The following is a 12603-nucleotide window of genomic DNA, read 5'->3' as shown; positions in this document are numbered from 1 at the left end:
GAGACACCATGACTGACGCCTTCATCTGCGACGCGATCCGCACCCCCTTCGGCCGCTACGGCGGCTCGCTGTCGAGCGTGCGCGCCGACGACCTGGGCGCACTGCCCATCGCCGCACTGATCGCCCGCAACAAGGACGTGGACTGGGGCGCCGTGGACGACCTGTTCTACGGCTGCGCCAACCAGGCCGGCGAAGACAACCGCAACGTCGGCCGCATGGCCGCGTTGCTGGCCGGGCTGCCGCCGGAAGTGCCGGCCAATACCATCAACCGCCTGTGCGGTTCCGGCATGGACGCTGTCGGTACCGCCGCACGCGCGATCCGCGCCGGCGAAGCGAACCTGATCATCGCCGGCGGCGTCGAGAGCATGACCCGCGCACCGTTCGTGATGGCCAAGGCCGACAGCGCCTTCTCACGTGCGGCGAAAATCGAAGACACCACCCTCGGCTGGCGTTTCGTCAACCCGCTCATGAAGGCGAAGTACGGCATCGACTCGATGCCGGAGACGGCCGAGAACGTGGCGGTGGAATTCAACATCAAGCGCGCGGACCAGGATGCGTTCGCGCTGCGCAGCCAGCAGCGCTGGGCCCGTGCCCATGCCGAAGGCTTCTTCAAGGACGAGATCGTCCCCGTGACCATTCACGGCAAGAAAGGAGACTCGCGCGTGTTCGACACCGACGAGCAGCCACGCGCGGACACCAGCATCGAAGCCCTGGCCAAGCTCAAGGGCGTGGTGCTGCCCGACGGAACGGTCAGCGCCGGTAACGCATCGAGCCTGAACGACGGCGCCTGCGCACTGCTGCTGGCGTCGGCGACCACGGCCGTGCGCAACGGACTGACCCCGCGCGCGCGCGTGATCGGCATGGCCACGGCCGGCCTGGCGCCGCGCATCATGGGCTTCGGACCGTCGCCGGCCGTGAAGAAGCTGCTGCTGCAGACCGGCCTGCGCCTTGACCAGATGGACGTCATCGAATTGAACGAAGCCTTTGCCGCCCAGGGCCTGGCCGTGATGCGCGACCTCGGCCTGCCGGACGACGCCGCGCACGTGAACCCGAACGGCGGCGCGATCGCGCTCGGCCACCCGCTGGGTGCGTCCGGTGCGCGCCTGGTGACCACTGCGGTGAACCAGCTGCACCGCATCAAGGGCCGCTACGCCCTGTGCACCATGTGCATCGGCGTCGGCCAGGGCATCGCGCTGATCGTCGAGCGGGTGTAAGCATGGTCAAAGTGTACGAGATCAACGGCGTGCGGCCGGTGGTGCATCCCACCGCCTACGTGCATCCGAGCGCGGTCCTGATCGGGGACGTGATCGTCGGCCCGCGCTGCTACATCGGCCCGCTGGCCTCGATGCGCGGCGACTTCGGCCGCCTGATCCTGGAAGAGGGCGCCAACCTGCAGGATACCTGCGTGATGCACGGCTTTCCCGGAGAGGACACCGTGGTCGAAATCGATGGCCACATCGGTCATGGCGCGGTGCTGCACGGCTGCCGCATCAAGCGCAACGCCATGGTGGGCATGAATGCGGTCGTGATGGACAAGGCCGTGGTCGGAGAAGAATCGATCGTCGCGGCGATGAGCTTCGTGAAGGCGGGGATGATCATCCCGCCGCGCAGCATGGTGATGGGCACGCCGGCCAGGATCATGCGTGAGCTCACGGACGAAGACGTGAAGTGGAAGAGTTTCGGGACGCGCCAGTACCACGAGCTGAATGTGCGTTCGCTGCAGACGATGCGCGAGGTCGAAGCGCTGACGGAAGTGGAACCGGACCGCAAGGGCATCGAGTTCGATCCGGAAGGCCGGCACAAACCGAGAGTGTGATTGCACCCCTAGCCCGTCGTACCGGCGAAGGCCGGTACCCAATTCTGTGTGCGAACGGATAGCGCTTCGCGGATGCGGTAACAGAGCTCGACGAACTTGGATCCCGGCTTTCGCCGGGATGACGTTGGTAGGCGGTGCGGGGAATCGTCGGCTGCGGATTCCTGAAGAGAGACTTGAAGAGATAACTGAACGGAGACAAGAACATGGGCAACATCGCAACCCTGCAAAGCCTGATCGCCGGCCGCTGGCACGGCGCTGAGGCGCATACCCCGCTGCACAGCGCGCTGAACAACGAGCTGATCTTCCACACCCATGCCGAGAAGATCGACTTCGACGAAGCCGTCACCTATGCGCGCAAGACCGGCGTCCCGGCGCTGATGGCGCTGGATTTCCAGAAGCGCGCCCAGCGCCTGAAGGCCTTGGCCCTGTACATGATGGAGCGCAAGGAAGAGCTGTACGAGATCTCGCACCTGACCGGCGCCACCCGCCCGGACAGCTGGGTCGACGTCGAAGGCGGCATCGGCACCCTGTTCGCCTACGCCAGCATGGGCTCGCGCGAGCTGCCTTCGTCGAACGTGCTGCACGAAGGCCCGGCCATGGCACTGGGCAAGCGCGGCGGCTTTGCCGGCACCCACATCCTGGTGCCGAAGGGCGGCCTGGCGGTGCACATCAATGCCTTCAACTTCCCGATCTGGGGCATGCTGGAAAAATTCGCGCCGAGCTTCCTGGCCGCGATGCCCTGCATCGTCAAGCCGGCCACCGCCACCAGCTACCTGACCCACGCCACCGTCAAGATGATGATGGACTCCGGCCTGGTGCCGGAAGGCGCGCTGCAGCTGGTGATCGGCTCGACCGGCGACCTGCTCGACCGCCTGGGTGGTTCCGATGCCGTCACCTTCACCGGTTCGGCCGACACCGCCGCCAAGCTGAAGGCGAACCAGAACCTGATCCGCGAAGCAGTGCCCTTCACCGCCGAAGCGGACTCGCTGAACTGCGCCATCCTGGCGCCGGACGTCACGCCCGACGATCCGGAATTCGACCTGTTCGTGAAAGAAGTCGCGCGCGAGATGACCGGCAAGGCCGGCCAGAAGTGCACCGCGATCCGCCGCGTCATCGTGCCCGAGCAGCATGCCGAGGCCGTGGGCGCGCGCCTGCGCGAGCGCCTGGCGAAGATCACCGTCGGCAACCCGAAGGTCGAAGGCGTGCGCATGGGAGCGCTGGCCTCGATGGACCAGCACCGCGACGTGAGCGAACGCGTCGAGATGCTCGCGCGCGGCAACGAAGTCTTGTTCAGCGCCCGCGACGGCTTCAATCCGGTCGGCGACGGCTGTGCCAACGGCGCCTTCTTCGCGCCGACCCTGCTCCTGTGCCGTAACGCGATGGTCAACGATGCCGTGCACGATATCGAAGCCTTCGGCCCGGTCAGCACGATGATGACCTACCGCGACATCGACGAAGCCCTGCACCTGGCAGCGCGCGGCAAGGGCAGCCTGGTGACCACGCTGGTGACCAGGGACCCGGCCATCGCCGCCCACGCGGTGCCGATCGCCGCCGCCTCGCACGGGCGCGTGCACATTCTCGAGCGTGAGTCGGCGGTCGACTCCACCGGCCACGGCTCGCCGCTGCCGCAGCTGAAGCACGGCGGCCCGGGCCGCGCCGGTGGCGGCGAAGAGCTGGGCGGCATCCGCGCCGTGAAACACTTCCTGCAGCGCGCCGCGGTACAGGGTTCGCCGACCATGCTGACTGCCGTCACCGGCGAATACGTGCGTGGCGGCGCGGTCAAGGAAACGGATATCCACCCGTTCCGCCGCTGGTTCGAAGACCTGGAAGTGGGCCACTCGCTGCTGACCCACCGCCGCACCGTGAGCGAAGCGGACATCGTCAACTTCGGCGGCGTCTCGGGCGACTACTTCTACATGCACTTCGACGAGATCGCGGCCAAGGACACCCAGTTCGGCAAGCGCATCGCGCACGGCTACTTCGTGCTGTCGGCGGCGGCGGGCCTGTTCGTGTCGCCGGCGCCGGGTCCGGTGCTGGCCAACTATGGCCTCGATAACCTGCGCTTCGTGGCGCCGGTGGCGATCGGCGACACCATCCGCGCGCGCCTCACCTGCAAGCGCAAGGTCGACCGCAACCGCACGGACGAGCAGGGCCGGGGCCAGGGTGTGGTGGCGTGGGATGTCCAGGTGACGAATCAAAACGACGAACTCGTGGCGAGTTACGATATCCTGACATTGGTACAGAAACGCGGCTAGCCGCACGGAAACGGCATCGCCGTCTCCGATAATTTCCTTGGAGACTTACGCATGTCGAGACTGGATCTGAGCAGCATTCCCGTGGTGGGTGGCACCCGCTACCCCGAACAGTTCGCCGAGCTGGTGGATGGACGCACGAAGCAGGCCCTTGGCGATGCCGGCGGCCTGACCCAGTTCGGCGTCAACCTGGTTGAACTGCAGCCGGGCGCGGCCTCGTCGCAGCGCCACTGGCACTCGCACGAGGATGAGTTCGTGATGGTGGTGTCAGGAGAATTAGTACTGATTACCGACGAAGGGGAAACGCTGATGCGCGCAGGCGACTGCGCGACCTTCCCGGGCGGAAAGCCAAACGGCCACCATTTGATCAACCGCAGCTGGGGTCCGGGCGTATTCCTGTGCGTCGGTTCGCGCATCGAGCAGGATACGGCGACCTACCCGGACATCGACCTGCACTACGATGGCGCCACCGATTCGTATTCGCACAAGGACGGTACGCCTTATCCGCCGCGCGACTGATCTTGCTTAGTTCAGCTTGCGCGCATAGCGGCTGCGGATGTGCTGGCTGACGAAGGTCGACAGCCCGCGGCCCTCACGGGCCAGTTCCTGCATCCTGGCAATGTTCTCGGCGCCAGCGCTACGCTCGGTGTAGAGATAGCGGTCACCGCCGGTGAACTGGATGGTGATCGAGTCCTTGTCGATGTCATAGGCGATCACGCCGGATTCGCCACTCGTGTTGCGATAGCGGTGCATGCGCACCTCCATGGTGTATGTCGATACCTGTCATGTGGGTATCGTCCGCGTCAGTACAAGGCGTCTGCCTTCAGTGCCCGATCTTGCGCTGCACTTTCAATAGCCCACCTTCTTTGCGCACAGCAACGAGGTCGAGATAGTCCGCCACCGGAGCGGAGCGCGTTTCGACCGGATGCGTATGCGTGGCCGTCACGACGATGCTGTCCATGCCCGCTGCCTCGGCCGCAGCGAGGCCGATCGTCGTGTCCTCGAACACCAGGCAATCCTGTGGAGAAACCCCAAGCTTTTGCGCACCCAGCAGGAAGGGATCCGGATTCGGCTTGCCGCGCTTGACGTCGTCGGCCGATACCAGCAGCGGCGGGAGGGGCAGGCCGGCGGCTGCGATGCGCGCCGTTGCCAGGGCGCGCGAGGCCGAGGTGACGATAGCCCAGCGGTCGGTCGGCAGGCTGGCCAGGAAGCGGCCGACGCCGGCAATTTCCTCGATGTCGCCCACGTCCTCGATCTCGGCCAGCGCGATGCCCAGCGCCTCGGCCACCGGGTCGACACCGGGCAGGCCGATCGCACGAATCGTGTCTTCCGTACGCTTGCCGTGCACGGTCGGTACGAAGCTCACCGGGTCGAGACCGTGCCGCGTTGCCCAGGCGCTCCACACCCGCTCGGCGGACTTGATCGAGGTCAGGATGGTGCCGTCCATGTCGAACAGGAAGGCGGCGTATTCGCGCGAGGGCAGGACGGAAGGATTGGTCGGTGTCACGGAAACATTCTCGTAGTCGGAAAGGGGGGATCCAGCATAGCGCAAAAGCCGCAATGGCTTCGCTCACCTTGACGCTGCGACAGCCTGCTGCCAGACTACAAGTCCTTTCAACCGATCCGAGGAGACGCCAAATGAACCAGCCTGATACCGCCCTCCGGTCGGTCCCCTAGCGCACCCTTCGTCACGACGATGATCCAGGCGCGTTAGTGCGCCGACCTTCCATTCCCTGACCCTGCCGCCATTGCCGCGGCTGCCTGCGCACGCCTGTTGCGACATTCGAATGGAACACACATCGTCATGATCGACATCGATTTTCCGACCCTCCACGGGATCGGTTTCAAGCAGCATTTCGTTTCGCAACTCGCGGCTGCACTGCCGCAACACCGCCTTGCCCGCGTCACCTCCGTCCAGCGCGACGTCCTGATACTGGACGACGGCCGCGAATCCTTTCCTGCACGCAGTCCGCGCTTCGTGAACGCAGGCCACTCCGTCGTGGGCGACTGGGTACTGGTCACCCACGGCCTGGGCGAGTACTGGCTCGACCATACCCTCGAGCCCTTCACCCAGCTGGCGCGGCGTACGCCCTCGGGCCGACAAGTCCTGGCCAGCAATGTCGACACGGCCTTGCTGCTGATGGGCCTGGACAATGACTTCAATCCGCGCCGCATGGAGCGCTACATCGCCGTGGTGCGGGCGAGCGGTGTGGAACCCGTCATGGTCCTGACCAAGCCCGACATCGGCACCGACGTGGAAGAGCGGATGGCCCAATTGCGCCAGCGCATTCCGGACGACGTCCCCCTGCTGCACCTGATTCCGTCTGAGCAGATGGATGCCGGCGTGCTGGCGCCCTGGCTGGGAAGAGGGCAGACCCTGGTGCTGCTGGGTTCCTCGGGCGTGGGCAAGTCGACCCTCACCAATGCGCTGACCGGCGCCGCCCAGGCCACCGGCGGCACCCGGCATGGCGACGACCGTGGGCGCCACACGACGACCTCGCGCTCGCTGCACCGCTGTCCTGGCGGCGCCTGCATCATCGACACGCCGGGGCTGCGCGCCTGGCAGCCGGATGCGGACGAGGAGGAACTCGGGATGTCGTTCAACGACATCGCCGCGCTGGCGGAGGGATGCCAGTTTCGCGATTGCCGCCATGAAAGCGAGCCGGGGTGTGCGGTGCGTGGGGTGGTGGATGCGGACCGGCTGCAGAACTACCGCAAGCTCTTGCGCGAGGTCAGAAGGGCGGAGCAGACGGCGCTGGAGCGGATTGCAGAGCGCGGGAAGTGGAAGGTGTTGATGAAGGAGGCAAAGCAGCGCAGTCGCGACAAACGAAGCGGTTGATCACTTCCATACGTAGGGGTGATCTGGTCCAGTGGACCGGATCACGCTTCGCCGCCCACGCGGTGATCGCCGAAATACGATATGTCGCGATCGTGCTGGCGGACGTGGACCGCGTGGGCGGCGAAGCCGCCCACCCTACGGGAATCATCCTGCGAGCTGCTTGCGCACGCGTTCGATCGCCTTGCGCACCTGCTTCGGCGCCGTCCCACCCACGTGATCGCGCGCCGCCACCGAACCTTCCAGGCTCAAGACGGCAAACACATCCTGCTCGATCAGCGGCGAGAACTCGCGCAGCTTTTCCAGCGGCATCTCCGACAGGTCGCAGCCGGCAACATCGCAGGCGCGCACCGCGTGCGCCACCGCTTCGTGCGCGTCGCGGAAGGGCAGGCCCTTCTTGACCAGGTAGTCGGCCAGGTCGGTCGCCGTGGCGTAACCCTGCAACGCGGCCGCACGCATGTTCTCGGCCTTGACCGTGATGCCGCCTGCCATGTCGGCAAAGATGCGCAGGGTGTCGGTGACGGTGTCGATGGTATCGAACAGCGGTTCCTTGTCTTCCTGGTTGTCCTTGTTGTAGGCCAGCGGCTGGCCTTTCATCAGGGTCAGCAGGCCGTTCAGGTGGCCGTAGACGCGGCCGGTCTTGCCGCGCGCCAGTTCCGGCACGTCCGGGTTCTTTTTCTGCGGCATGATCGACGAGCCGGTGCAGAAGCGGTCGGCGATGTCGATGAAGCCGATGCGCGGGCTGATCCACATGACCAGCTCTTCCGAGAAGCGCGAGACGTGCATCATGATCAGGGATGCCGCTGCGGTGAACTCGATCGCAAAATCGCGGTCGGACACGGCGTCCAGCGAGTTGTGGCACACGTCCTCGAAGCCCAGGGTTTTCGCTACACGCAGGCGGTCGATCGGGAAGGTGGTGCCGGCCAGGGCGGCAGCGCCCAGCGGCAGGCGGTTCACGCGGCGGCGTGCGTCCTGCATGCGCTCGGCATCGCGGCCGAACATCTCGACGTAGGCCAGCATGTGGTGTCCAAAGGTGATCGGCTGGGCAACCTGCAGGTGGGTAAAGCCCGGCATGATCGTGTCGGCATGGCGCTCGGCCAGATCGGTCAGTGCGCCGCGCAGGCTCGCGAGCAGGCCCAGGATGTCGTCGATCGCCGCGCGCACATACAGGCGGATGTCGGTCGCGACCTGGTCATTCCTGGAGCGGCCCGTATGCAGGCGCTTGCCGGCGTCACCCACCAGCTCGGTCAGGCGCTTCTCGATGTTCAGGTGCACGTCTTCCAGGTCGAGCAGCCATTCGAAGCTGCCGGCCTCGATCTCGCCCTTGATCTGCGCCATGCCGCGCTCGATCTCGGCACGGTCCTGCTCGCTGATGATGCCTTGCGCCGCCAGCATTTCGGCGTGGGCCAGCGAGCCCTGGATGTCGAAGGGCGCCAGGCGCTTGTCGAAGAACACGGAGGCGGTATAGCGCTTGACGAGGTCGGAGACAGGTTCGGTGAAGCGCGCAGACCAGGCTTCGGCCTTCTTGGAGAATTGATCGGTCATGGTGGGATCCCTTTTGGTATCCCCCGATTATAAAGGACGCGTGCCGACCTCACCCGGCCCCACCCATGGTGGGTGACAAGCGCCGGGAAATGCGTGATGATGTGGCGACTCATTCAACAACAAGAATCTCAGGGGGACGCATGACTCGTTTGGCCCAGCTCGGCCTTGTATTGGCATTCACGGCGCCGGCGGCATTGGCCCAGCAGGCGGCGCCGGTAGTACCTGCGGCGCAGGCCACGCCTACCGCGATCGCGCCGCCGCCCGCACCGGCGGCGCCCAGCATGCCGGCGGCGCGCCCGGCCGACGTTGCCTCGATCGACGCCATCATCGCCGCCCTGTACGACGTGATCTCCGGCCCGGCTGGCGCGCCGCGCGACTGGGACCGCATGCGTTCCCTGTTCGCACCGGAAGGACGAATGGGCGCGGTCGGCATGCGCCCGGATGGCAGCTACGTCCTGCGCGCCATGAGCCCGGAAGACTACATCGCCCGCAACACCAAAGCCTTCGCCACCATGGGTTTCTTCGAAACGGAGAAGGCGCGCACCCAGGAAGTCTTCGGCCAGATCGCCCACGTGTTCAGCACCTATGAAGCGCGTCATGCCAAGGACGACGCCAAACCCTTCATGCGCGGCATCAACAGCATCCAGCTGATCCACGACGGCAAGCGCTGGTATGTACTCAGCCTGATCTGGCGCGCCGAGGACGCAAAGCTGCAGTTGCCGGAGCGCTACCTGCGTAACGGCTGAGCCGCCATCCGCTCCAGCCCTTGCGCCCTGTCCAATTGAAACTAATACATCAATCAAAGGGCGCTAAAATTGGTTTTTAAGCCAGATTCACCGCTTCCATGATTACCAACGATTCAAGCTTCCAGGTCAGTACCGACCAGTCGCGGCTGGACATCCCGATGATCTACCGCTTCCTCAGCGAGCAGTCGACCTGGGCGGTCGGCATTTCGCGGCCGGTGGTCGAGCGCGCCATCGAGAATTCGCTGTGCTTCGGCGGTTACCTCGACGGGCGCCAGATCGCCTTCGCGCGTGTCATCACCGACTTTGCGACCTTCGCCAACCTGGTGGATGTGTTCGTGGTGCCGGAATACCGCGGCCACGGTTATGGCAAGCAGTTGATCGGGGTGGTGCTGCGCCACCCCAGCCTGCAGAAACTGCGCCGTTTCACGCTGGCCACCAGCGATGCGCACAGCCTGTACGAACGCTTCGGATTCACCGCGCCCCAGCAGCCGGCCACCCTGATGGAGCGCTACTTTCCGAACATATATTTGTCCTGAGCAGACTCAACACGGCGACGGGCATCTGGAATCAGGCTTACGATAGTCTCAATCGAGAGGAAGTCGTATGCCGCGCGCCGTCGTCCACCCCGTCGTCCGATTTGCCGCCTGCCTGGCGTTCGCCCTGGCCCTGCTGGCCGGCCATCCGCTGGCAGCTGCGGCTCCCGTGGCGGCCCAGCCCAAGGGTTCGCTCGTCATCATCGGCGGCGCCTTGCGTGCCGACAATTCCACGGTATGGGAACGCATGGTCCAGCTGGCGGGCGGCAAGGGTGCGCGCATCGCCGTGTTCGCGTCGGCCTCGGCCAGCCCTGAAAAGACCGGCAAGTTCCTCGTAGACCGATTCAACCAGTACGGCGCCAAGGCTTTCTTCGTGCCGGTCGCGGTGCGCCTGTCCGGCATCGACTACCAGGCCGCGGCCGACGATCCGGCGCTGGCCGCGGCGGTGCGTTCGGCCGGCGGGGCCTTCTTTGCCGGCGGCGACCAGGGCCGCATCACGCGCGCGCTGCGGCGCGCGGACGGCAGCAATACCCGCATGCTCGACGCCCTGTGGGACATGTACCGGCGCGGCGGCATGCTGGCCGGTTCCAGCGCCGGCGCCGCCATCATGAGCAGCACCATGTTCGGCCACCCCAAGCCGGTGCTCGCGACCATGAAGCTCGGCCTCGACGAGGGCAAGGAAATCGCGCCGGGCCTGGGCTTCATCGGTGACGACGTGTTCATCGACCAGCACCTCTTGGTGCGCGGCCGCTTCGCGCGCATGGTGCCGGCGATGCTCAAGAAGGGCTACAAGATCGGCCTCGGCATCGATGAGAACACGGCCATGGTGGTGGGACCGAACCGCGAAGTCGAAGTCATCGGCTACCGCGGCGCGCTGCTGGTCGATCTGTCGAAGGCCGAGCCGCGCGACGGTCCGCTCAACATCAGCAACGTGCGCCTCAGCTACCTGGACAACGGCGACCGCTTCAACCTCCAGACCCAGACCTTCACGCCCGCGCCCGACAAGGCGGAGAATCGCGTCGATCCGGCGCGGCCGTACTACCGCGAGCCGCTGTTCTCGGCCGACATCCTCGGCAACAGCACCGTGGTCGACCTGATGGCCAAGCTGATCGACAGCGACCAGCCGGAAGCCATCGGGCTCTCGCTCGACAGCCCGAACGGCGTGCAGCCCGACCTCGGCTTCGAGTTCAAGCTCACCCGCACCGGCGACAGCGTCGGCTACCAGTCGATCTTCACCGAGCAGTACTCGGTCTACAACATGCGGCTCGACATCCGGCCGATCGTGGTGCAGCGGCCCTTGTACCAGTACCGGCAGGTCGAGAGCGTGGCCGGCGGTTCGGGCGGCGCCGGCCGCATCGACGCCGCCAACTGAGGAGCTTCGGCTGTTCCGAAACGCCGCCGGCCGGCATTACAATGGATGATCTACCGTACGAGGACCATCCATGATCTCCTTCGCCTTCAGAGTGGTCACCTGCGCGCTGGCGCTGGCCGCAAGCCTTGCCCACGCAGCCCAGCCGGCTACCGTCCGCCTCGACTACGCCCACAGCGGCAATGCGCTATCCGACGGATACGCGCTGGAGCGCGTCGTGATCGAGCCGCTGCCATGGCCCGGCAGCACCGCGCGCAATCTCGACGAGACCAACCGCGGCCAGAACCGGGTCGAGGTGGTGGATGCAAAGACCGGCGACCTGCTGTACTCGCGCGGCTTCTCGACCGTCTTCGGCGAGTGGCGCACCACCGATGAGGCGAACAGGATCAGCCGCAGCTTCCAGGAGTCGGTGCGCTTTCCCAAGCCCGACCGCCCGGTGCGCGTGCGCATCCTCAAGCGCGACGAGCGGAATCAGTTCTCGGTGGCCTGGAGCGTCGAGGTCGATACCGACGCGCCGGAGGTCGTGAAGAAGCAGCCCGACCTGCCGGCGAAACCGATCCCGGTGATTGTGAACGGCGCCTCGCCCGACAAGGTCGACCTGCTGATCCTGGGCGATGGCTACACCGGCGCCGAGATGAAGAAGTTCGAGGCGGATGCGCGCCGCCTCGCGCAACACCTGTTTACGGTCTCGCCTTTCAAGGAGCGCGCGAAGGATTTCAACGTCTGGGCGCTGGCGCTACCGACGAACGAATCCGGCATCAGCCGTCCTTCCACCGGCGTGCACCGCGCCTCGCCGCTCGGCACGCGCTACGACATCTTCGGCAGCGAACGTTACGTGCTCACGCTGGACAACCGCGCGCTGCGCGACATCGCCCAGCACGCGCCCTATGAGTTCATCGAAATCCTGGTCAACAACGAAACCTATGGCGGCGGCGGCATCTTCGGCCAGTTCAGCACCGCGGCGGCCGGCAATGCCTGGGCCAACTACCTGTTCGTGCACGAATTCGGCCACCACTTCGCGGGTCTGGCGGACGAGTACTACACCTCGCCGGTCGCCTATGCGGCGGCGAGCACGCGCATGGAGCCGTGGGAGCCAAACGTGACCGCGTTGCGCGACCCTGCCAACATCAAATGGAAGCGCCACGTGAAGGCGGGCACGCCGCTACCGACGCCATGGCCGAAGGCGGAGTACGAAGAAGCCTCGCGCGCCTACCAGAAGAAGAGGGCGGCGCTGCGTGCGGCCAACCGGCCGGAGTCGGAGATGAATGCGCTGTTCCGCGACGACCTGAAGGCGACCGAGGCGCTGTTTGCGGGAAAACCGCATCGCCACGACGTCGGCGCCTTCGAAGGTGCGAATTATGAGGCCAGCGGCTACTACCGCCCCGCCATGCAATGCCTGATGTTCGACCGCAGCGAAGCCTTCTGCCCGGTGTGCCGGGACGGGATCAGCGACATCATCGATCTGTATGCAGGGTCAGCTCGACAGTAAAGTTTGCTTACAAAATG

The 12603-nt window shown here is 65.7% G+C and carries 12 protein-coding genes; 9 read left to right on the top strand and 3 right to left on the bottom strand.

The features are described from left to right. Positions 1-8 precede the first annotated feature (8 nt). From pcaF to LK542_RS14270, 4 genes are all read left to right on the top strand, one after another. The gene (pcaF, locus tag LK542_RS14285) at positions 9-1214 is read left to right on the top strand and encodes a 3-oxoadipyl-CoA thiolase (protein WP_227812406.1); all 1206 of its coding nucleotides are present in this window, start codon (positions 9-11) and stop codon (positions 1212-1214) included. A gap of 2 nt (positions 1215-1216) precedes the next feature. Further along, entirely contained in the window at positions 1217-1816 is a 600-nt protein-coding gene (paaY, locus tag LK542_RS14280; RefSeq protein ID WP_227812405.1) for a phenylacetic acid degradation protein PaaY, read from the top strand. A gap of 203 nt (positions 1817-2019) precedes the next feature. Then, on the top strand, positions 2020-4071 hold the full coding sequence (gene paaZ, locus LK542_RS14275) for a phenylacetic acid degradation bifunctional protein PaaZ (RefSeq protein ID WP_227812404.1): 2052 nt from the start codon (positions 2020-2022) through the stop codon (positions 4069-4071). A gap of 51 nt (positions 4072-4122) precedes the next feature. Continuing rightward, the gene (locus LK542_RS14270; protein ID WP_227801771.1) at positions 4123-4587 is read left to right on the top strand and encodes a cupin domain-containing protein; all 465 of its coding nucleotides are present in this window, start codon (positions 4123-4125) and stop codon (positions 4585-4587) included. Positions 4588-4593: 6 nt separating this feature from the next. Here the strand turns inward: LK542_RS14270 and LK542_RS14265 are convergent, their stop codons facing one another. Then, complete coding sequence (locus LK542_RS14265) at positions 4594-4821, bottom strand: hypothetical protein (protein ID WP_159701130.1); 228 nt, start codon at positions 4819-4821, stop codon at positions 4594-4596. Between the two features lie 70 nt (positions 4822-4891). Continuing rightward, positions 4892-5575: an HAD-IA family hydrolase gene (locus LK542_RS14260; protein ID WP_227812403.1), complete on the bottom strand. Its 684-nt coding sequence runs from the start codon at positions 5573-5575 to the stop codon at positions 4892-4894. Between the two features lie 297 nt (positions 5576-5872). Between LK542_RS14260 and rsgA the strand changes: the two genes are divergently transcribed. Then, the gene (gene rsgA, locus LK542_RS14255; RefSeq protein WP_227812402.1) at positions 5873-6907 is read left to right on the top strand and encodes a ribosome small subunit-dependent GTPase A; all 1035 of its coding nucleotides are present in this window, start codon (positions 5873-5875) and stop codon (positions 6905-6907) included. Between the two features lie 144 nt (positions 6908-7051). Here the strand turns inward: rsgA and argH are convergent, their stop codons facing one another. Further along, entirely contained in the window at positions 7052-8449 is a 1398-nt protein-coding gene (argH, locus tag LK542_RS14250) for an argininosuccinate lyase (RefSeq protein ID WP_227812401.1), read from the bottom strand. Positions 8450-8589: 140 nt separating this feature from the next. On the opposite strand from argH, the gene LK542_RS14245 reads away from it, so the two are divergent. The 4 genes from LK542_RS14245 (at position 8590) to LK542_RS14230 (ending at position 12586) form a co-directional block, all read left to right on the top strand. Continuing rightward, complete coding sequence (locus LK542_RS14245) at positions 8590-9195, top strand: hypothetical protein (protein WP_227812400.1); 606 nt, start codon at positions 8590-8592, stop codon at positions 9193-9195. A gap of 98 nt (positions 9196-9293) precedes the next feature. Continuing rightward, complete coding sequence (locus LK542_RS14240; RefSeq protein ID WP_227801765.1) at positions 9294-9731, top strand: GNAT family N-acetyltransferase; 438 nt, start codon at positions 9294-9296, stop codon at positions 9729-9731. 67 nt (positions 9732-9798) lie between these two features. Continuing rightward, positions 9799-11100 carry a cyanophycinase gene (locus LK542_RS14235; protein WP_227812399.1) on the top strand — a complete coding sequence of 434 codons (1302 nt, stop codon included), beginning with the start codon at positions 9799-9801 and terminating at the stop codon, positions 11098-11100. Between the two features lie 70 nt (positions 11101-11170). Beyond that, on the top strand, positions 11171-12586 hold the full coding sequence (locus tag LK542_RS14230; RefSeq protein WP_227812398.1) for an IgA Peptidase M64: 1416 nt from the start codon (positions 11171-11173) through the stop codon (positions 12584-12586). Positions 12587-12603: the final 17 nt, after the last annotated feature.

Source organism: Massilia sp. IC2-477 (assembly GCF_020707265.1).
Taxonomy (GTDB): Bacteria; Pseudomonadota; Gammaproteobacteria; order Burkholderiales; family Burkholderiaceae_D; genus Telluria.
This window is presented reverse-complemented; position numbering and strand designations above follow the sequence as displayed.

Coding starts and splice junctions, on each gene's coding strand:
- pcaF (WP_227812406.1), top strand. CDS start 9: ATGACTGACGCCTTCATCTGCGACGCGATCCGCACCCCCTTCGGCCGC.
- paaY (WP_227812405.1), top strand. CDS start 1,217: ATGGTCAAAGTGTACGAGATCAACGGCGTGCGGCCGGTGGTGCATCCC.
- paaZ (WP_227812404.1), top strand. CDS start 2,020: ATGGGCAACATCGCAACCCTGCAAAGCCTGATCGCCGGCCGCTGGCAC.
- LK542_RS14270 (WP_227801771.1), top strand. CDS start 4,123: ATGTCGAGACTGGATCTGAGCAGCATTCCCGTGGTGGGTGGCACCCGC.
- LK542_RS14265 (WP_159701130.1), bottom strand. CDS start 4,821: ATGCACCGCTATCGCAACACGAGTGGCGAATCCGGCGTGATCGCCTAT.
- rsgA (WP_227812402.1), top strand. CDS start 5,873: ATGATCGACATCGATTTTCCGACCCTCCACGGGATCGGTTTCAAGCAG.
- argH (WP_227812401.1), bottom strand. CDS start 8,449: ATGACCGATCAATTCTCCAAGAAGGCCGAAGCCTGGTCTGCGCGCTTC.
- LK542_RS14245 (WP_227812400.1), top strand. CDS start 8,590: ATGACTCGTTTGGCCCAGCTCGGCCTTGTATTGGCATTCACGGCGCCG.
- LK542_RS14240 (WP_227801765.1), top strand. CDS start 9,294: ATGATTACCAACGATTCAAGCTTCCAGGTCAGTACCGACCAGTCGCGG.
- LK542_RS14235 (WP_227812399.1), top strand. CDS start 9,799: ATGCCGCGCGCCGTCGTCCACCCCGTCGTCCGATTTGCCGCCTGCCTG.
- LK542_RS14230 (WP_227812398.1), top strand. CDS start 11,171: ATGATCTCCTTCGCCTTCAGAGTGGTCACCTGCGCGCTGGCGCTGGCC.